The sequence below is a fragment of the Nocardia sp. NPDC004582 genome, assembly GCF_053602115.1.
Window position 1 is genome coordinate 1 of record NZ_JBSGCY010000078.1, and the last position, 20050, is coordinate 20050.

Below are 20050 nucleotides of genomic sequence, written 5' to 3' on the forward strand. Positions count from 1 at the left end.
GCCCGCAGCGCGGCGGCCAGTGGCCCGCGCGCCTCGGCGTGCACCGGGACGTACGGCGGCTCGGCGCCCAGGTACAGCACCCGGGGACAGGCGGCGAGCGCGGCATCCAGGCCGGCGCGGGCGGTGAGCGAGAGCGGGGTTCCCACCAGCAGGCAGAGCTCCGCTTCGGACACCAGGCGGGCCGCGTTCGGATGCCCCATCACGCCGACCACACCGGCGAAGCGGGGATCCGCGTTCGAGTACGCGTCCTTCGCGTCGGGGGTGACCAGGACCGTCGCGTCGAGTGCCCGCACGACCGCCGCCAGTTCGGCGCGCGCGTCGGCCGCGGCGACCTCGGGTCCGGCGATGACGACCGCGGGAATCCCCGGCGGCAGTCCGGCCAGCAGTTCCGCGACATCGCCGGGAAGCGCCGGCTCGACGGATCGGCCTGCGGCAGCGGCGCTTTCCCGAGTCCGCGACTCCGGCGCCGCCGCCTCGCCCTCGACCAGCGGAGCGGCCTGAACATCCTTGGGAAGCAGCAGGACCGCGGGACCGCCGGTCAGCGCCGCCGCGATCGCACGGTCGAGCGCCGATGAAATGTCGTGCGGGCTGAGGACTTTGACGCAACAGCGGGCGACCTGAGCGAAGAGCCGCTCGGCATCGATGCGGCCGGGAACCCCGCTGGTGTCCTGGAACGCGCCCCGCCCCTCCAGCCCCAGCGGCGGCTGACCCACCAGCGCCAGGACCGGAACCCGGGAGTCGAACGATTCCGCCAGCGCCGCAAGCAGATTCATGGCTCCGCCACCGGAGGTCGCGGCCACCACACCGAGCCGATTGGTGGCGCGGGCGTAGCCGTCGGCCATGGTGGCCGCGCCGAACTCATGCTTGGCGATGATGCCGGTGAGCCTCGGATGCCGATGCAGGGCGTCGTAGAGGTCCTCGATATTGGCCCCGCCGACGCCGAAGACGTGGCCGGCGTGGATCGCGAGCCGTTCGACGATGAGGTCGGCGACGGTGCGGGCCGTGCGTTCGCTCTGAGTCACGATCCCCCGTTCATATTACCTTGTCCGCAATGCATCGCACACAAGGTATCTGGCCGGAACGAGCTCGATCAATGTGTCTCAGGTCACATGCCTGCTCGAAAAGTGCTGCTGTACAGGCACTTTGGCCATGCGAAGACCCCACCGGGGATATCCCGGCGGGGCCCCGGTCCGGGTACAGGGGGAACTCCGGACCGCATCTGGACGGCTACCGGCCGACGGGCCGGTACATCCGGATCAACGATCGGCGGTCCGCCGCGGTTCAGTGCGCGCGCCCGTCCGGCGCGTCGAGGTGTCGAACACCGCGCGGGCCAGACGCAGGCAGCGCCGGTCGCCATTGAGGGTGAGGCCCAGGCGATTGGGCACGTAGGCGAAGGAAGACCGCGACCGCCGCGCCGATCTCGCCGTGCCGGAAGTTGCGCCGGAAGGCGTCGGCGACCCGGCCGTAACCCTCGGCCACGTACCCCTGTGTCATCGTCTCGCTCGTCGTCGGCGAGCCTACGGGGACCGTTTCCGGGCCGGTAACGGCATCCGCGGGGCTGCGTCGCCGAGCCATTCGCAGGGGCCGGTCCGTATGGCAATATCGGGCAAATCGCCCCTATTCTCGGTTTCGGGGGCCACTGTGGCATGCAGCCACTCCCGTTGTGAAGGGGCCTGGATGCCACGTACCACACGGATAACCGTGATGCTGCTGTTCGCGGCCTGGGTTGTCGACTACATCGATCGGACCGTGATCAATTTCGCGCTGCCGTCGATCGGTGCGGACCTGGGGCTGGACCATACGCAGCAGGGGATGTTGGTGTCGGTGTTCTTCGTCGCGTACGCGATCGTCCAGGTGCCCGGGGGTCTGCTCGCGGATCGGTACGGGGCGCTGCGGGTGGGCATCATCGGCTTGACCGCCTGGTCGATCTTCACCGGGCTGACCGCGCTCGCCTGGTCGTTCAGCGTGCTGCTCGGCATTCGATTCCTGTTCGGGCTGGTGCAGGGAGTGTTCCCGGCGGCGGCGATCAAAGCGCTCGCCGAACGCAGCCATCCCGAGCAGCGCACCACCGCCGCGGGCTGGACCAACGCCTCCAACGCGGCCGGCCTGCTGCTGGCGGCGGTGATCGCGGGCGTGCTGCTGCCCACGGTGGGCTGGCGGGTGATGTTCGCGGTCATCTCGGTGCTCGGGGTCGCGGTGATCCTGGCCTGGCGGCGGTGGATGCCCGAACCGCTCACCCAGGACGAGATTCCGGTCGCGCGCGCCGGGCCCGCGACCGAACGCCGCTCGGTGCTGTTCTCCCCCGCGCTGCTCGGGTTCGCGGTCATGTTCTTCGGCTACGACGTACTGGTGTGGGGCGTGACCGCGTGGACGCCCACCTTCCTGCACGAGCAGCGCGGAATCTCCATGGCGGGCATCGCTTTCGCGGCGGTGCCGACCACGCTGGCCGCGGCGGCCGGGGTGGTGCTGGGGGCGCGGCTCTCGGATCGACTCGGCGGGCGGCCGCGGGTGATCGTGGTGCCCGCCATGGCGTTCACCGCGGCCATGCTGTTCGCACTGCCGCGCGCGCAGTCGTTTCCGCTGTTCGTGCTGCTGGGGGTGGTGATGAGCCTGGTCGCGGGGCTGGCCTACATGCCCGCGTTCTCGGTGCCGCTGCGGGCGCTGCCCAGCGTGTACATCGGCGCGGCCACCGGGGTGATCATCTTCGGCGGGCAGCTGGCGGGCGTGGCGAGCCCGCTCGCCTTCGGGTTCATCACCGATCATGTCTCGTACACAACGGCTTTCGAAACCATGGCCATCGGGCCGCTGCTGGCCTTACTGGCGGCCCTGGTGGTTCCGCAAACCGCCGACGCGTTCCGGGCGATGGTGTCCCGGCGCGCCGCGGCTGCCGTCCCGTCGAAGGAGCGTCTCCCATGATCGAGCACTGGCAGCAGGTCTACCAGCACCTGCACGCGCACCCGGAGCTGTCGGGTGCGGAGCGGGCCACCGCGCGACTGGTGGCCGACGAGCTGCGCGCACTGCCCGGCTGGGAGGTGACCGAGAACGTCGGCGGCACCGGCGTCGTCGGCGTGCTGCACGGCGGGCCCGGGCCCGTGGTGTGGCTGCGCGCGGATATGGACGGCCTGCCGGTGCAGGAGGAGACCGGTCTCGACTACGCCTCCACCGTGCCCGGCGTCATGCACGCCTGCGGCCACGACGTGCACGTCACCGCGCTGCTCGGCGCGTGCGCGGAACTGTCCGCGAATCCGGTGCCCGGCACCGTGGTCGCGCTGTTCCAGCCCGCCGAGGAGACCGGCGCCGGCGCGCAGTGCATGCTCAACGACGGTCTGCTGGACCGTTTTCCGGCACCGCGCATCGTGCTCGGCCAGCATGTCGGCCCGCTGCCCGCCGGCCTGATCCTGAGCCGCCCCGGCACCCTGATGGCCGCCTCGGATTCGGTGCGCATCACCTTCCTCGGCAAGGGCGGCCACGCCTCCCAGCCGCACACCGCCATCGACCCGCTGCTCATGGCGGCGACCTTCGTGGTGCGCATGCAGGCGCTGACCGCGCGCCAGACCGCCACCGCCGCAACACCGGTGCTCACCGCCGGGGCGCTGCACGCGGGCAGCCGCCCCAATATCATCGCCGACAGCTCCGAGGTCCTGCTCAGCCTGCGCACCTTCACCGACGGCTCCCGCGCCCGCATGATCGAGGGCATCCAGCGGCTCGCCGAGGCCGAGGCGGCCGCCGCGGGCGCGCCCCAGGAGCCGAAAGTCGAGTTCTACGACCACTTCCCGGTCACCGAGAACACCCCCGGCGACACCGAACGCGTCCTGGCCGCCCTCACCGCCGCCGACCTCCCCGTCATGCCCATGGACCACCCCATCACCGGCAGCGAGGACTTCGGCGCCTTCGGCACCGCGGCCGCGGTCCCCTCCGTCTTCTGGCACATCGGCGGCATGGACCCCGCCCGCTTCACCCAGGACGACCTGCACTACATGCTCACCGAATCGGCCCTCCCACCACACTTCCCCTCCAACCACTCCCCCCACTTCGCCCCCGACCCCGCCCAGGCCCTCCCCGCCGCCATCACCACCATGCTGACGGCCGCCCGCGCCGAACTCACCCGCCCCTGACAACGGCCGATGCCCGGTCCGCATCGGGTTCCGATGCGTACCGGGCATTTTCACGACGACCGCCGCGAAAGGCTCAGGCGAGCTTGCGGCAATAGAGGGCGTCGGGGTGGCCACCGCGGGCGTTGGCCCAGGAGAAGGCGATTCCGGCGGCGTATTCGTCGGCGGCGCACTGGGCCTTGTAATAACCCTTGGCGAAGTCGCCGCCTTCACCCGAGGCGGGGCGGTTGTCGCCCTTGTCGGCCCACAGGGTGCGACCGGCGCCGGCGAGGGGGATACGGCCGGGGGCACACAGGACAGCGGAGACGCTGTCGCCGCGCAGGCTGTAGCCGATCATGAATTGCCCCTGGGCGCACTGGTATTTGGTGAAGCCGCCGGCCCAGTCGGTGGTGACCTTCTCCTGTTTGACCGTGGTCGCCGGGGTGCCGGACTGCCAGAGGTCGCCCTGGGTGGCATCGGTGCACAGGCCGCCCTGGCCGCGGTCGCTGATGCCGATCATGCGCTGATCGTCGGGGCAGACCATCTTGCGGGCGCCGGAATCCCACTCCGCGGCGGCCCGCAGCGAGGCGTTGTCGTCGGCGTGAATGCCATTGAGCATGGACCAGGTTCGCACCGGGGCGACCTGGCCGGTCTTACCGCTCGCGGCCACCAGCCGGCGCACCTGCGCACCACGCCAGTCGTCGGCGTCGAGGACGCTGCGCTTGCCGCCATCGGTGTCGTAGCGCAGCAGGCCCCAGTCGTTGCCCTGGTCCAGGTGCTGGAAACCGACGAGCGGCCAGTACGCGAAGTCGAGGTCGCGGTCGATCAAGTAGTCGACCAGGTTCGCGAACCACGTCTTGTCCAGGCTCTCCGCGCCCTTGCCGATACCGAATTCGCTCACCCAGACCGGGGCCGTGAAATGGCGGTCCGGGGTGCTCGCGACATACCCGGCCAGTTGGTCCACGGCCTGGAACAGGTCCGTGCGGTTCATATCGCGGAAGCGTGGGTCGTGGGTCTCGCCGAGACCGGTCGCGCCGGTGTGGTTCGGCCCGATGTAGCCGTAGAAGTGGGCCGCGTAGACCACTTTGTGCGAGCGCACCAGGGTTTCGGACAGATCCTTGTTCGGCTTCAGCATCGGCCGCTCGTGCCAGGTGAGGTCGGTCGGGATGCCCATCCAGTTGAGGCCCTCGATCATGATGAGCAGATTCGGGTTGGCGTCCTTCAGGATCTTGTCGCCCGCCTGCTCGGCCGCGGCCGCCCAGTCGTGGCTGTCGCCCAGGCCCCAGTTCGGGTCGTCCCAGGTGTCGCGGCGCACCTCATTGCGCAGATCCGCGCCGATCACCCCGGGGTCGCCTTGGTAGCGGGCGGCCATGAACGCCCAGTCGGCCACCCATTCGTCGGTGCTCTGACCGGAGTTCCAGCGTTCGTTGCCGTCCACGGCACAACACCAGCGGGTGGAGGTGGTGTGGTTGTTGAGGATGACGCCGAGCCCGGCGGCGGTGAGCGCGCTGACCGCCCGGTCGTAGACCTCGAGCGGTGTGAGCCCGTTCAACGCCGGATTGGCGGTGAGCCCCTGGACCGGCTTGGCGTCGGTGATCATCTGATTGGAGAACGGCAGCCGGATGCTGTTGAACCCCAGGTCCTTGAAGTCCGTGACGATCTTGTCGAGCGCTACCCGGTCCAGGCCGAGCGGCGCCCGATGCCCGATCTCCTGGGCCTCGTTGTTGGCCGGGTCCTCGTCGTCGCCGTTGCCGTTCCAGGTGCCGCTCGAGCCGTGCCAGTTGCCGGACTGGAGCTTGACCCGGTTGCCGCCCGCATCGACGATGTAGCGGCCGCGGGTGCTCAGCGGCCCTTTCACCCCGGCGGGCGCGGCCTGCGCCGCCGGGGTGTGGTCGATGACCGGACCGGCCATCAGCGCGGTGATCAGCGCGAGAACCGCCACCGGGGGCCAGAGTCGCCGCCGGGCGGGCGAGCGGTGCAACATCATTCGCGTTCCTCATCTCGGACGTTCCGACCCGAACCGCATGTCGGCCGGATGAACGTTAGAGATCGAGGAGTTCGAACAGAAACAACCGTTTCTCGCCGACTGATCACCTTCGCTTGTCAATCGGAGCTGACCCGGTCAGCACCAGAACTTCCACCGCGAGCACTTCGGCGGTGTGGTGGTGGTCGGCGGCGCCGTCGTGGTCGTCGGCGGCGCGGTCGTGGTGGTCGTCGGCGGCACCGTGGTCGTCGTGACGGGCGGCGCCGTCGTGGTCTCCGGGGCGCAATTCCATTGCCACGGACCACATTGCGGTGTCGTGGTCGGCGCGGACGTGGTGGTCTGGCCACAACTCCGGTCCCACGGCGAGCACTGCTTCGTCGTGGTCGGCGGTGCGGTGGTGGTCGTGGTCGTGGTCGGCGGTGCGGTGGTCGTCGTGGTCGGCGGCACCGTGGTCGTGGTCGTCGGCGGCACCGTGGTCGTGGTCGTCGGCGGCACCGTGGTCGTCGTCGGTGGCGGCGTCCAGGCCGGCGCGACCGTGACCGTCATATTGCCCTGGTCGGTGTAGTAGCCGTTCGGGCACCGCACCGAGGAGATGAGTTGCACCGAACCCGCGGTTTGCGGTGTCCAGTGCAGGGTGGCCGTGGCCGAGCCGAGCGCTCCGCTGCCGGCGCCGCTGTCGATGAAAACGCGTCTGCCGGAGTCGATGTAGTAGAGCGTCGCGGTGCAGGAATCCATGGCCGTGAGTTCGGTGACCTGGTAGGTGACACCGACCTGCAAGGCGTCCGTGGCGATGGTGACACTGTGATCGAAGCTGCTGATGTCGGCGTGCGCTGCCGGAGCGGTTCCCAGGATGATGCCCGTGGTTCCCGCGAGTGTGGCTACCCCCGCCACCAACCCGCCGCCGATCGTGGCCCAGCGGGATCTGGTGCTGTTCATGTGTTCGTATCTCCCTCGAGTGAATCGCCGGAGACTTCACGCGTCACCGGCGACGTCGGGCAGCATACGAAGCGCGGGACACCGTTGTCCGATGCCTGAATCCGTCGGCGGATCGGTAGCCGGGGTCACGGGCTACCGGTCGAAGGAGATGTGCAGGGTGTCGGATTCGGGAAGGGTTTGGCAGGCGAGGGTTTGTCCCTGGGCGAGTTCCTCCTCGATCAGGGATTCGTTCTGGATCATGCGGGTGCGGCCTTGTTCGACGGTGCAGACGCAGGTGGCGCAGGCGGATTCGCGACAGACGTAGGGGGCGTCGATGCCGTGGTCGAGGAGGACGTCGAGGAGCTTCTTGGTTCTGGGCCACGCGAGGGTGTGGGATCGGCCGTCGATGTCGACGCGGACGGTGGCGCTGTCCGGGGCGGGCGCATCGGCCGAATTCGGTACCGGGATACGGTGTTCGAAGGGGTTGTCGGTCAGGGATCGGTAGTTCTCCCGGTGGATCGCCCGATCGGGCATGCGCAGTCGGCGCAGGCCCTGCGTCACACTCGAGGCGAATCCCGCTGGGCCGCAGAGATAGACGTCGTGCCGACGGTGGGGACGGGCCCAATCGGCGATGGCGCGGGGCGTCGGGAGGCCACGCTCGGATTCGAGCCAGTGGGTGACCCTCAGGCGGCGCGGGTAGCGGCGAACCAGCTCGTTCAGCTGGGCGGCGAAGATGACGGAGGCGCGATCGCGGTTGGCGTACAGCAGGGCGATGGTGCCGCGGCCCAGCGTCAGAGCTGATTTCAGGATGGAGATGATCGGCGTGATCCCGCTGCCCGCGGCGAACAGCAGCAGGTCGTGGCTCCACGTACGCGGAACGAAGTTCCCGGCCGGTTCCAGCACGGTCAGGATATCGCCGGGAGAGACGTTGTCGCACAGCCAGTTCGAGGCATAGCCGCCGGGAGTGCGTTTGACGGTGACGGTGGGCCGATCATCGCGGTGCGGGCTGCTGGACAGGGAGTAGCAGCGGGCCACCGAACCGGTGCGGTCGCTGGGGACGCGGAGCGTCAAGTACTGGCCGGGCGAGTAGGCGAAGCGGGGCGTGAGATCGGCGGGGATATCGAAGCTCAGCGAGACCGCGTCGGCGGTCTCGCTGAGGACTGCACGCACCTTCAGCTGGTGGGCGCGTGCGTTCACGGCGCTCTCCTGCCGAAGACGAGCTCCCCGGCCGCCTGGATGCGGTCCATCGACAGTGGTTGCGTCATCCGGCGATTCACACCCGGTGCGAGCCGCAGCATGAAGTAGCCGAGCCACGCCTCGGTGCGCACCGGCACCACCGCCAGGTCGTAGCGCACCGCCCGCACCACGGCCCGCGCCACCAGGTCCGGGCTCAGCGGCGAGAAGGGCAGGCGTTCGGCCAGTTCCTGGATCCGCTCGGTGAGCTGCTGACCGCGTTCCATCAGCCGGGGATCGACCCCGACCGCGGTGGCGTGCCGGGCGATGTTCGTATTGATCACGCCCGGGCAGATCGCGCTCACCCCCACGCCTTTCGGCGCGAGCTCCAGCCGGAGGCATTCGGTGAGCATCTTCACCCCGGCCTTGGACACCGAGTACGCCGACATGACCGGCGTCGGGGTGAACGCGGCCGCGGAGGCGATGTTCACGATGTGCCCGCGCTTGCCCTCGTCGATCATGAGCCGCCCGAACGACCGGCACCCGTGCACCACCCCGAGCAGGTTCACATCCAGCTGCGTCGCCCAGTCCTCGGGTTCGAGATCCAGGAACGACCCGCTGACCAGGATTCCGGCATTGTTGACCAGCACGTCGGGCACCCCGTGATCGGCGTGCACGTCCCGGGCGAAGGCCGCCCAGGCATGCGGATCGGTCACATCGAGCTGGGCGGCGATCGCCCGCCGCCCCTCGGCCTGGACCAGCGCCACCGTCGACAGCGCCGCGTCCTTGTCGATATCGGAGACGATCACCTGGGATCCCCTGCGCGCGAACCGCAGTGCCGTCGCCCGCCCGATCCCGCTGCCCGCACCGGTGACCACCACCAGCTTCGGATCGATGGTATCGAGTTTCACGAGACCTCCTCCGAGAGCGCGACCGTCTCGGCCGCCACCGGCGCACCGACCGTGTAGCGATACACGTCGAGATCGAAATGCCGGTTCTGCCAGTACATCTCGCCGTGCGTGGACGGCCGGAACGGCGAGTCGCCGTGATTGTCGAGGTAGTAGGTGTTGGAGCCCTCGCACACCGGTGTGAACAGGAAGTTCTTCCGCTGCCGCCGCAGGCACAGCTGGAAGTACTCGTCGTGCACGTCCTGCCGGATCTCGACCTCGGTGGCGCCGCGCGCCTTGGCCTCGGCGATGACTCGCGCCAGGTGCGCCGAGGTGGCCTCGATCATCCAGATATAGGAGCCCAGCACGAACCCGTACGGCCCGGTGATGGTGAACGAGTTCGGGTATCCGGGAACCGAAACACCCTGATAGGACTGGTAGCGGTGCTCGTCCCAGAACTGTTCGAGGTCGCGGCCACCGCGCCCGCGCACCGGGAACGGCGGAATCGAGCCCTTCTCCCACAGCTTGAACCCGGTCGCGCAGATGAGCACGTCGGCCTCGTGCTCGGCGCCGTCCACCGTGACCACCCCGCGCTCGGTGATCCGCGCGATGGAGTCGGTGACCAGGCTGACGTCGGACCGATTGAAGGTCCTCAGATAGTCGTTGGACATGGACGGCCGCTTGCAGCCCAATCCATAACGCGGAGTGAGCTTTTCCCGCAGGTCCGGGTCGTGGACCTGCGAGCGCATCCAGCGCCGGATCGGCGCCTCGGCGGCCCGGCGCACCGCCGAGGTCAGCCAGGCCGGTCCGGCCACCATGCCGCTCATCGCCACCTCGGTGCCGAGATTGCCGGCCAGCCGCAGCGCGGTGCGGATCCCGGTATTGCCCAGCACCATCCGCCCGAGCGGTCCGACCTCGGCGTCGTTCTTGGGGAACACCCAGATGGGCGTCCGCTGGAACACGGTCAGATGCTCGGTCTCGTCCACGATCGCCGGAATCAGTTGCAGCGCCGTGGCTCCCGTGCCGATGACGGCCACCCGCTTGCCGGTCAGCGACACGTCGTGATCCCACAGAGCCGTGTGCACCAGCGTTCCGGCGAAGTCGTCGAGTCCCGGGATGTCGGGCATCTTGGGCCGTTCCAGCCCGCCGATGGCCAGCACCACGTAGCGCGCGGTGAGCTGCTCCCCGCCATCGGTGCGCAAGCGCCACAGGCTGTTCCGGTCGTCGAAGTCGGCGGCCATGATGGTGGTGTTCAGCCGCAGCTTGTCGCGCAGCCCGTACTTGTCGACCATGCCCTCGGCGTAGTCGCGCAGTTCGGTGCCGGGCGCGAAGATCCGCGACCAGTCCCCGCGCTGCTCGTAGGAGAAGCTGTAGATGAACGACGGAATATCCACCGCCACACCGGGATAGGTGTTGGCATGCCAGGTGCCGCCGACCCGATCCCATTTGTCCACGATCACGAAGTCGTGGATGCCCTGCCGCTGCAGTGCGATCCCGCTGCCGATGCCGCCGAATCCGGCGCCGACCACGATGACCTCGTGATCGGGCCGGACGGCGGACGGCGCACCCGTGCCACCGCGCTGTGTCGCCATGTCGGTCTCCTCCGTCTCAGCCGATACGGCCGGACGGTTCGCCGTCCGCGCCGAAAAGCTCTCGCTGCCACTGCTCGAGCAGCCCGTCGGTGTCGATGTCGTCGGGATGGAAGCCCGGCCGCAGATACGGCCGCATCTCCGTGAGCAGGCCCTTCACGATCGGGCCGCGCGCCAGCCGCACCGTCTGCCACGCCACGGTGAACGGCCGCCAGCTGCGCGGATCACTGAGGATCGAGGCGAACACGCCGACCGACACCAGCGGAATGGTCAGCACGTAGAGCCCCGCCATGACGCCGATCCGCACCACTTCGGTGCCCCCGGTGGTCCGGAAGACGTCGAAGGCCACCGACTTGTGCTCGAGTTCCTCGTAGGCATGCCAGTTCAGCAGCCGCCACACCTCCGGATCACCCGGGATGTCCTGGATCTCCTGGCTGCTCAGAATGCGTTTGGCGAGGGTGGCCGTGTAGTGTTCGGCCGCCGCCGTGAACGCCAGGTGCACCTCCGGCGGCACCGCGTTCTCGATCGCCATCACCCCGCGCTCGCGCAGCGCGCCCGGCGCGAAGGTGAACAGCCGCACGATCGGGAAGCCGTTCTCGATGAGCTGCTCGTTCAAGCGCCGATGCTGCTGCCCGTGCACGGCCTCCTGCCCGATGAACCCGGCCACCCGCTTCTTGAGCACCGGATCGGTGATCTGCCCGGCGAATTTGCGCACCGAGCGGATGAACGACTCCTCCCCCGGCGGGAAGGCTCCCGAGAGCACCGCGATCAGATGCGTCAAAGGGATGTCGCCCCGGACGAATTGGTGCGCCATCGGCTCGGGTTCGCCGAACCGGAATCGCATGCGCCGCACTGTGGGATAGGGCATCAGGGACGTGGAGTCCTGCCGACCGATCGTCATTGGCCGGTCCTTTCTGGCAAGGGAGTCGTTACTACTTCAGGTGGTCGACGAGCCGGCCGTCGTCGCCGAAAAGCTCACGCTGCCAATGGGACAGCAGCGCGGTCGTGTCGATGTCGTCGGGATGGAAGCCGGGTCGCAGGTATTCGCCCAGCTCCGGCATGAGCCCGCGGAAGACGGGTCCGGTGAACAGCCGATACGCCTCGCGCGCGACCCGGGCCGGCCGCCGCCGCGCGACCGGGTCCCGGCCGACGGCCAGCGCCAGGCTGAGATAGGTCAGCGGCAGCGTCAGCGAGTACATGGCGAGCATGACCCCGATGCGGGTGCGCTCGGTGCCGCCGACCGCGCGGAACACGTCGAAGGCCACCGACTTGTGCTCGAGTTCCTCCAGCGCATGCCAATTCAGCAGATTCCACACTTCCGGATCGCCCGGAATCGCCTGGATCTCGTCACTGGCCAGCACCCGCCGCGCGAGGACGGCGGTGTAGTGCTCGGCGGCCGCGGTCATGGCCAGGTGCACTTCGGCCGGCACCCGTTCCTCGATCCACAGCATGCGCGCTGTCGCCTGCTCGGAATCCAGCCAGGCGATGGGATAGCCCAGCTCCACGAGCTTTTCGTTGAGCTTGCGGTGCTCGAGCCCGTGCATGGCCTCCTGGCCGACGAAGCCGGTCACCCGCTTCTTCAGCACCGGATCGGTGACCCGGCCGGCCACCCGGCGCACCGAACGGATGAAGGATTCCTCCCCCGCCGGGAAGCCGCCGGACATGCCGGCCACGAAATGGCTGTAGACCATGTCGTTCTCGACGAAGTATTTGTCGCTCGAAGCGCGATCGAATCGGAACTTGATGCGGCGGGCCCGGGGATAGGTCTGCGCCGGAAGGGAATTCGCCATCTGGACCATCCTTGATGCGCGCGGTACGTGGTACCGCGCGTTCGATGAACCCAGTGTAGAACTGTCCCAGACAGTCGGCAAGGGCGCGTCAAGACCCCCGGCTCAGCGAATGAACCGCTCCACCATCCGCCGCTCGCTCGCGGCGTCGGCGAGCGGCCAGGTCAGCAGCGAGAGCACGATGCGCACAATCCATTGCACCGCTTCGTCATCCGGTGCGATGCCGGTGAGCAGGGTCGCGATCCGCCCGAGTTCCGGCGAGCTGGCGAACGCGCCGTCACTGCCGCCCGCCCGGGTCCCGGCGAATCCCTTGGCCAGCACCGGATCCGAGCGCACCGCCGCCACCGAGGCCAGGATGGCCTCCACGATCCGCCGCGACCCCTCGTAACGCCGCACGGTCGCGGCCACCCGTTCGGCGACCCCCACCGCCGACTTGGCCATGACGGCATCGAACAGCGCCGCCTTGCCGGGGAAGTGCCGATACAGCGTCGCCCGCGAGCAACCGGCCGCGCCCGCCACATCGTCCATGCCCACCTGGTCGAAGCCCCGGGTCTGGAACAGTTCCGAGGCGACCGCGACGATCCGATCCGAGGCGACCGATCGCCGCACCCCACCCGTCAGCCAGTCCACGCGCCGCTCGGTCACCATGCCCACTCCTCACCGGCGAAGATCAGGTCTCATCCTGAGACGTACGTCCGGATTCGTCCAGGGTCAGTTCTGAGCAACAGACCGGCATCAATTTGCCGGAAGTTCGCCCGATCTATGCAAGGCTGTCCGTGGACGCGATGCGCCGCGTTCTACTTGAACTGGATTCAGACTCGTCACCGGCCGATCGGGCAGCGAAGAGGCGGGACGTGGGCACTCGCGCGACAGCAATCGGCAACACATCGGCAATCAGCAGACAGTGAGGTGGCACATGACAGCAGCACCCGTTGACCGCACCGATTTCGAGAACGCCGAGCGCGGGTTCATCGCCCGGCTGATACCCGGTGTGATTCCGGCCAAGAACGGCGGCACCGCCTACGACGCCGACTCCTTCGACTTCCTGAAGGGCCAGGGCGCGGACACCGTCCCGCCCAGCCTGTGGCGGCAGTCCCAGCTCACCGCCATCCACGGCCTGTACGAGGTCTGCGCGGGCGTGTATCAGGTTCGCGGCCTGGACATCTCGAACATGACCCTGATCGAGTCCGACAACGGCGTGATCGTGGTCGACCCGCTGGTCAGCACCGAGACCGCGGCCGCCGCGCTGGGGCTCTACCGTGCCAATCGCGGCGACCGCGAGGTGCGGGCGGTGATCTACACCCACCCGCACGCGGACCACTTCGGCGGCGTGCTCGGCGTGGTCGACCCCGACACCACGGTGCCGATCATCGCGCCCGAGCACTTCATGGAACACGCCATCTCCGAGAACGTGTACGCCGGCACAGCCATGTTGCGCCGCGGCATGTACTACTCCGGCGCGAACCTGTCGCGTGACCCCGCGGGCGTGGTCGGCATGGGCCTGGGACCGATCGCGTCGTCGGGTGAATTCGGTTTGCTGCCACCGACTCTCGACATCACCGAGACCGGGCAGGAGGAGGAGATCGACGGGGTGCGGTTCATCTTCCAGATGACACCGGGCACCGAGGCCCCCGCCGAGATGAACTTCCTGCTCCCCGACCGCAACGCGCTGTGCATGGCCGAGAACGCCTGCCACACCCTGCACAACATCCTCACCCTGCGCGGCGCTCAGGTCCGCGACTCGCGCATGTGGTCGCGCTACATCGCCGAGGCCATCGAATTGTTCGCCGATCGTGCCGATGTCGTCTTCGCCTCGCACCACTGGCCAACCTGGGGCCGGGAGAACCTGGTCGAATTCCTGACCCAGCAGCGCGACACCTACGCCTACCTGCACGACCAGACCGTGCGCCGGATGAACCAGGGCGAGACCGGCAGCGAGATCGCCGAGAACTTCCCGCTCGCGCCGGAGCTGGCGGCACAGTGGAACAACCGCGGTTACTACGGTTCGATCAGCCATGATGTGAAGGCCATCTACCAGCGCTATCTCGGCTGGTACGACGCCAATCCGGCACACCTGTGGCAGCATCCGCCGCAGGAGCAGGCCACCCGGTACGTGCGGCTGCTCGGCGGCGTGGACGCGACCGTGGCCAAGGTGAAGGAATTCGCGAACTCCGGCGACCTGCGGTTCGCGGCGGAACTGGGCAGTCACGCGGTCTTCGCCGACCCGTCCCACGCCGAGGCGAAGAAGACCCTCGCCTCGGTCCTGGAACGCCTGGCCTACGGATCCGAGAACGCCACCTGGCGCAACTGTTTCCTCAGCGGCGCGTTCGAATTGCGCAACCCCATCCCGCACACCCTGCTCGCGCCGAGCCCGGAAATGGCGAAGGCGATGAGCATCACCCAGCTCTTCGACACCCTGTCGCTGAACATCGTCGGCGAGCGGGCCTGGTCCGAGAAGTTCAGCATCAGCTGGCATTTCACCGACAGCGGCGAGAACTACCGCATGGAGCTCAGCCACGGTGCGCTCATTCACTACCCCACGACCCGGGACCACGCCTCGGATCTGGACGTCACGCTCACCAAGCTCGGCCTGCTGCAACTGATCGGCACCGGATCCTTCGACAACGTCCAGGCCAAGGGCGACACGACGGTGTGGAAGCGGCTCACCGGACTGCTCGACAAGTCCGATCCCGATTTCCCGATCGTCACGCCCTGACCCCGGCGCTGCCCGGATCGTGTCACCCAGTCCCGACGCGACCCGGGCAGCCTTGTCCCCCAACAATATTCATCCGAATAGACGAGGGAATGCGCACATGAGCTCGACGGCATCGACCAGGCGTGGAACCGGCCGTATGGCCTCGATCGAAGCCATGGGCTTCACCGGAATCGTCTTCGCGGTGCTGGCGCTGGTCGCGGTGCAGCTGCTGCGTGGCATGCCCGACTGGAGCGCCGATCACGCGGCCGTGGAGCAATGGTTCTCGGCGTCCGGGCACCGCACCCGGCTCACCGTCGTCGTATTCATCATGGTGGTGGCCTCGATCGCGCTGCTGTGGTTCATCGGCACCCTCCGCCGCCGCCTCGGCAGCGGTGAGGATCAGCTGTTCGCGACCGTATTCCTCGGCAGCGGAGTGATTCTCATCAGTATCCTGCTCATGTCCGTGACCGCCTTCGCGGTACCGGCCGCCCTCGCCGACCACGTGAGCCCGGCGGCCGCCGCGGACGTCTATCCCGGCAGCCACGGCCTGGGCATGATCCTGATGACCGTCATCGCGCCGCGCGTCTCCGCGGTATTCATGCTGTCCCTGGCGAATCTCGGCCGCGTCACCGGCGCGTTCCCGCGCTGGCTGACCCTGCTGTCCACGGCGGCAGCGCTTTTCATGCTCATCGCGGTCACCACCTCGATCCACATCGCATGGGTCCTGCCGGTGTGGTGCCTGGTGGTCGGCATCCACATCGTCTGGCAGCGCAAGCACCTGGCCACCGTGTGAGTCGGACCCGGTCAGCGAGGGGTCGCTCGCGCGCCCAGCTCGACGGGCATGGAGCGGTAGGCGTGCAGATTGCGCAGGGGGTGCGGGATCGGCGGGCCGTCCAGGCGCAGATTCGGGTACCGATCGAACAGGGCGGGCAGCGCGATGCTGCCCTCCAGCCGGGCGAGCCGGGATCCCAGGCACCCGTGGATCCCGCTGCCGAACGCGAGATGTTCCGCGGCATTGTCTCTGGTCACGTCGAATCGCTGCGGGTCGGGGAAGACCCCGGGGTCATGGTTGGCTCCGGCCAACGACAGTAGAACGAGGGAACCGGCCGGGATCCGCTGATGATCGATGTCGACGTCATGGTTGGCGACCCGGCCGGTCATCCGCACCGGACCGTCGTAACGCAGGATCTCCTCGACCGCGTTGCGCCACCGCCACGGCTCGGCGGTCAGCAGTTCCAGCTGATCGGGATGGCTTGCCAGCAGAGCGATTCCATTGCCGAGCATGTTCACGGTGGTCAGGAATCCCGCGTCCAGCAGCAGGGCCGCGTTGGCCACCTGCTCGCGGCGGGTGAGGGCGTCATCGGCCGCCAGCATGCCGAGCACATCATCGCGCGGTTGGTCGTCGAGTCCATCGAACTGCCGGTCGAAGTAGTGTTTGACCTCCACCAGATCGTCGACGGCCGCGCGGTAGGTGGTCCAGGCCACCCCGCGTTCGAGCAGCGGCGCACCGGAGTCGCCCCACTTCAGCAGGGTCGAATGCATATCGGCCGGCAGCCCGAGCATTTCGGCGATGATGGTGACGGGCATCCGCGCGGAGAAGTCGCCGATCAGATCGGGGCGAGGCTGCGCTTCCAGACCGTCGATCAGATCGTTCGCCACCTCGGCGATGCGCCGCTCCAGGGCCGCGATCGCCTTCGGGCCGAAAGCCTGCCCGACGATGCGCCGATAGCGGGTGTGATCGGGCGGATCGGTCACCAGCATCGAGGGCGGTTCGCCCAGGTTCGGCAGTCCCGGATCCGTTTTGGCCAGCAGCCAGCGGACCGGCCTGGGCAGGCCCGGATGATTGGGCGAGACCACGCCGAAGCTGCGGTCGCGCAGGATGGTCCGGCACACCTCGTAGTCGGCGGTGATGTGCACACCCGACATCCGGGGAATCGGGCCCCGCCGCCGGATCTCCTCGATGTACGGCGATGAGCCGAGCAGGCCGTCCGGTCCGAGGGCCAGGTTTCCCAGGGGCTCACCTCGCCGCGCCGACCACCGGGCGAAGGCCCGCAGGAGGCCGTGCATGAGCACCCACCGAGTCCAGGTACGCGTCAACATCTACCACCTCACCACCCCTGACCTGCCCTTTATGATAGTGATTCGCTATGGGATTGCCAGGGGCGCTGGAATGACCGACGGATCGGGCGAGCGGACCACCATGAACAGGCGTTGTTTCCTCGCGGGCGCCGGCTCGGCCGCGGCATTGCTGAGCCTCGCGAGCGCGGGCGCGGCCACGCCTCTCGCCCGGGCGGACAACCCCGGCCAGAGCCCGAATACGCCGATCTATCGCGCGCTGGTGCCGGAGATCTTCGCGCCCCTCCCGGATCCGGCCGATCATGTGCCCGCGATCGTGATCGGATCGGGATTCGGGGCGGCGGTCACCGCCCTGCGCCTGGCGCAGGCCGGGATCGAGGTCGCGGTACTCGAGCGCGGATCGCGCTGGCCGAACGATCCGTGGCGCGACATCTTCGCGGTCGACACCATTCCCGACGGCCGCGGCTTCTGGCATCGCACCAGCTTCACCGGGGCGAACCGGATCCCGGTGGCGGTCGACTCGTTCGGCGGAGTCCTCGATGTCAGCAGCTACCCGGGCATCGACGTGTGGCGCGCCGCGTGTGTCGGCGGCGGCTCGGTCGTGTTCACCGGAGTGATGATCGAGCCGGAACAGCGGTTCTTCGATCACGTGTTCCGCGGCGTGGTCGACTACCGCGAGATGCACGACATCTACTACCCCAGGGTTCGAAAGATGTTGCGGCCGAGCCCGATACCGGACGACATCTACCACTCCGTGGCATTCGCGCACTCCCGCGCCTGGGACGAGCAGGCCCGCGCGGCCGGATTCGCGCCGCAGCCCCTTGACGGCACCTGGCGGTGGGACGTCCTCCGCGACGAGCTGGCGGGGCGATCGCTGCCGTCCGCGACGGTGGGGTGTTCGGACCTCGGCAACTCCAACGGCGCGAAGTTCGATCTGAACCAGAACTACCTGCGCTGGGCCGAGGACACCGGCCGCGCCCGGATCTACCCGGGCCACCGCGTGGACGCCATCGCCGAGGAACCCGGAACTCCGGGCCGCTATGCCGTCACGGTGACCACACTCGCCCCGACCGGTGACGTGCTCGGCACCCGGACCCTGACCTGCGACCTGCTGTTCCTGGCCGCGGGATCCGTCGGCACCTCCGAACTCCTGGTGCGCGCGCGGGCGACCGGCGCCCTGCCCAACCTGAACGAGTACATCGGCGAGGGCTGGGGCGGCAATGGCGATGTCGCCCTGGCTCGTCCGCTCACCACACTCGACGTGGGCACCCAGGGCACACCCGCCGCGAGCCGGATTCTGGACGAGGCGGGCGCGCCGGTGTCACTGGAGAGCTGGTTCGTCCCCGGTACCTCCCCCTTCGACACCGGCGTGCTCGCCTCGCTGGGCATGGTGCTCGACGACACCCGCGGCCGCTTCGTCTGTGCGGACGACGGACGCGTGGATCTGCGGTGGCCCGCCGACGGCGCCGCGGGCTATCTCGCGCGAGCCCGCGAGGTCAACGACATCATGAGCTGCCACTGCGAGCCGATCACACGACCCGACCTGGAGGCGAACGCCTCGATCACCGCGCACCCGTTGGGCGGCGCGGTGATCGGGCGCGCGACAGACGAGTACGGCCGGGTGCTGGGCCACCGCAACCTCTATGTGATGGATGGGGCGGCGGTGCCCGGCAGCACCGGAACGGTCAATCCCTCGCTGACGATCAGCGCGCTGGCGGAGCGCAATATCGAACGGATCATCGGTTCCGGGGGGTAGCCACGAGCGATACAGTCGATTGGTGGACGAGACTCCGGTCGTGCACCGCGGGCGCTCGCGCGCCGAGCGAGTGGCGATCCGGCTGCTGTATCCGACCTTCCGGCCCACCGCGGAGTCGTTGCGGACGGCTGTCGCCGGGCAGGTGGCGCTGGTGACCGGGGCCTCGCACGGCATCGGCAAGGCCAGTGCCCGGAAGCTGGCCGCGGCCGGGGCGGACGTGCTGCTGGTGGCGCGCTCGCGGCCGGAATTGGAACGGCTGGCCACCGAGATCACGGCCGCGGGCGGCACGGCCCACGTCTACCCGACCGATCTGACCGACATGGATGCCGTGGACCGGCTCGGCCGGGCGCTGCTGGCCGAGCACGGGCACATCGATATCGTGATCAGCAACGCGGGCAAGTCGATTCGGCGTCCGATCGCCGAGTCCTACGACCGCTTCCACGATTTCACCCGCACCATCGACATCAACTACCTCGGCCCGGTGCGGCTGCTGCTGACCCTGCTGCCCGCCATGCGCGTACGCCGGCGGGGACACATCGTGAACGTCTCCACCTGGGGCGTTCTCATGCCGCCGAGTCCGCGCTGGTCGGCCTACGGCGCCTCGAAGACAGCCTTCGACGTCTGGCTGCGCAGCGTGGCCGCGGAGATCGCCGGCGACGGCGTCACCACGACGTCGGTCTATATGCCACTGGTCCACACCAGGATGAGCGCCCCCACCGACTTCCACCGGATCCCCGGGCTGACCGTCGACGAAGCGTCCGACCTCATCGCGCACGCCGTCATCGCCAGACCCCGCGAGGTAGCCCCCTGGTGGGCGGTCCGGGTCCAGGCCTGGTCCGCCGTCCACCGCTACCAAGTCCAGCGCTTCATGGAACACCGGTTCCGACTCTGAATTCACAAATGAGCATTAGATTCGGTGTCCTGATCGAAAACCAAATGTCGCCGAATCGTTGCCATAGGCCAAATCGACGCCGTCAGAGGTGAACCCGATACCCCCGTTCGAACGTATACACCTACGTACCGACGGGAATATACTATCGGCGGTCGGGGTTTTGCAGGAAATTATGCGCGAATAATGCGCGGTCAGAGTTAAAGGG

The 20050-nt window shown here is 68.6% G+C and carries 16 protein-coding genes; 7 read left to right on the plus strand and 9 right to left on the minus strand.

Translation table 11 applies throughout. The features are described from left to right. On the minus strand, nucleotides 1-1022 hold a 1022-nt coding region (locus ACWELJ_RS21155; RefSeq protein ID WP_452367845.1), incomplete at its 3' end, for a thiamine pyrophosphate-binding protein. Between the two features lie 655 nt (nucleotides 1023-1677). On the opposite strand from ACWELJ_RS21155, the gene ACWELJ_RS21160 reads away from it, so the two are divergent. Both ACWELJ_RS21160 and ACWELJ_RS21165 read left to right on the plus strand, forming a co-directional pair. After that, the gene (locus ACWELJ_RS21160; RefSeq protein WP_452367846.1) at nucleotides 1678-2916 is read left to right on the plus strand and encodes an MFS transporter; all 1239 of its coding nucleotides are present in this window, start codon (nucleotides 1678-1680) and stop codon (nucleotides 2914-2916) included. Beyond that, on the plus strand, nucleotides 2913-4115 hold the full coding sequence (locus ACWELJ_RS21165) for an amidohydrolase (protein WP_452367847.1): 1203 nt from the start codon (nucleotides 2913-2915) through the stop codon (nucleotides 4113-4115). Before ACWELJ_RS21160 ends, ACWELJ_RS21165 begins: the two co-directional genes overlap by 4 nt. A gap of 73 nt (nucleotides 4116-4188) precedes the next feature. Here ACWELJ_RS21165 and ACWELJ_RS21170 read toward each other — a convergent pair whose 3' ends face one another. After that, nucleotides 4189-6078, minus strand: coding sequence for a glycoside hydrolase family 5 protein (locus ACWELJ_RS21170; RefSeq protein WP_452367848.1), 1890 nt, complete (start codon nucleotides 6076-6078; stop codon nucleotides 4189-4191). 172 nt (nucleotides 6079-6250) lie between these two features. On the opposite strand from ACWELJ_RS21170, the gene ACWELJ_RS21175 reads away from it, so the two are divergent. Next, entirely contained in the window at nucleotides 6251-6640 is a 390-nt protein-coding gene (locus ACWELJ_RS21175; protein ID WP_452367849.1) for a hypothetical protein, read from the plus strand. A gap of 503 nt (nucleotides 6641-7143) precedes the next feature. Here the strand turns inward: ACWELJ_RS21175 and ACWELJ_RS21180 are convergent. The 6 genes from ACWELJ_RS21180 to ACWELJ_RS21205 form a co-directional block, all read right to left on the minus strand. Continuing rightward, a complete protein-coding gene (locus ACWELJ_RS21180; RefSeq protein ID WP_452367850.1) occupies nucleotides 7144-8187 on the minus strand; it encodes a 2Fe-2S iron-sulfur cluster-binding protein in 1044 nt (347 codons plus the stop codon). Then, complete coding sequence (locus ACWELJ_RS21185; protein WP_452367851.1) at nucleotides 8184-9074, minus strand: SDR family NAD(P)-dependent oxidoreductase; 891 nt, start codon at nucleotides 9072-9074, stop codon at nucleotides 8184-8186. The genes ACWELJ_RS21180 and ACWELJ_RS21185 overlap by 4 nt, the downstream gene beginning before the upstream one ends. Then, nucleotides 9071-10642, minus strand: a complete 1572-nt coding sequence (locus ACWELJ_RS21190) for a flavin-containing monooxygenase (RefSeq protein WP_452367852.1) — start codon at nucleotides 10640-10642, stop codon at nucleotides 9071-9073. The genes ACWELJ_RS21185 and ACWELJ_RS21190 overlap by 4 nt, the downstream gene beginning before the upstream one ends. A gap of 16 nt (nucleotides 10643-10658) precedes the next feature. After that, nucleotides 10659-11540, minus strand: coding sequence for a metal-dependent hydrolase (locus ACWELJ_RS21195; RefSeq protein ID WP_452367853.1), 882 nt, complete (start codon nucleotides 11538-11540; stop codon nucleotides 10659-10661). A gap of 31 nt (nucleotides 11541-11571) precedes the next feature. Next, nucleotides 11572-12438, minus strand: a complete 867-nt coding sequence (locus ACWELJ_RS21200) for a metal-dependent hydrolase (RefSeq protein WP_452367854.1) — start codon at nucleotides 12436-12438, stop codon at nucleotides 11572-11574. 93 nt (nucleotides 12439-12531) lie between these two features. Further along, on the minus strand, nucleotides 12532-13074 hold the full coding sequence (locus tag ACWELJ_RS21205; RefSeq protein WP_452367855.1) for a TetR/AcrR family transcriptional regulator: 543 nt from the start codon (nucleotides 13072-13074) through the stop codon (nucleotides 12532-12534). A gap of 268 nt (nucleotides 13075-13342) precedes the next feature. Between ACWELJ_RS21205 and ACWELJ_RS21210 the strand changes: the two genes are divergently transcribed. Beyond that, on the plus strand, nucleotides 13343-15142 hold the full coding sequence (locus ACWELJ_RS21210; RefSeq protein WP_452367856.1) for an alkyl/aryl-sulfatase: 1800 nt from the start codon (nucleotides 13343-13345) through the stop codon (nucleotides 15140-15142). Between the two features lie 136 nt (nucleotides 15143-15278). Continuing rightward, a complete protein-coding gene (locus ACWELJ_RS21215; protein ID WP_452367857.1) occupies nucleotides 15279-15914 on the plus strand; it encodes a hypothetical protein in 636 nt (211 codons plus the stop codon). Nucleotides 15915-15925: 11 nt separating this feature from the next. Here the strand turns inward: ACWELJ_RS21215 and ACWELJ_RS21220 are convergent, their stop codons facing one another. Further along, nucleotides 15926-17221, minus strand: a complete 1296-nt coding sequence (locus ACWELJ_RS21220; RefSeq protein WP_452367858.1) for a cytochrome P450 — start codon at nucleotides 17219-17221, stop codon at nucleotides 15926-15928. A 70-nt stretch (nucleotides 17222-17291) separates the two neighbouring features. On the opposite strand from ACWELJ_RS21220, the gene ACWELJ_RS21225 reads away from it, so the two are divergent. Both ACWELJ_RS21225 and ACWELJ_RS21230 read left to right on the plus strand, forming a co-directional pair. Next, complete coding sequence (locus tag ACWELJ_RS21225; RefSeq protein WP_452367859.1) at nucleotides 17292-18953, plus strand: GMC oxidoreductase; 1662 nt, start codon at nucleotides 17292-17294, stop codon at nucleotides 18951-18953. Between the two features lie 22 nt (nucleotides 18954-18975). Next, nucleotides 18976-19845, plus strand: coding sequence for an SDR family NAD(P)-dependent oxidoreductase (locus ACWELJ_RS21230; RefSeq protein WP_452367860.1), 870 nt, complete (start codon nucleotides 18976-18978; stop codon nucleotides 19843-19845). Nucleotides 19846-20050: the final 205 nt, after the last annotated feature.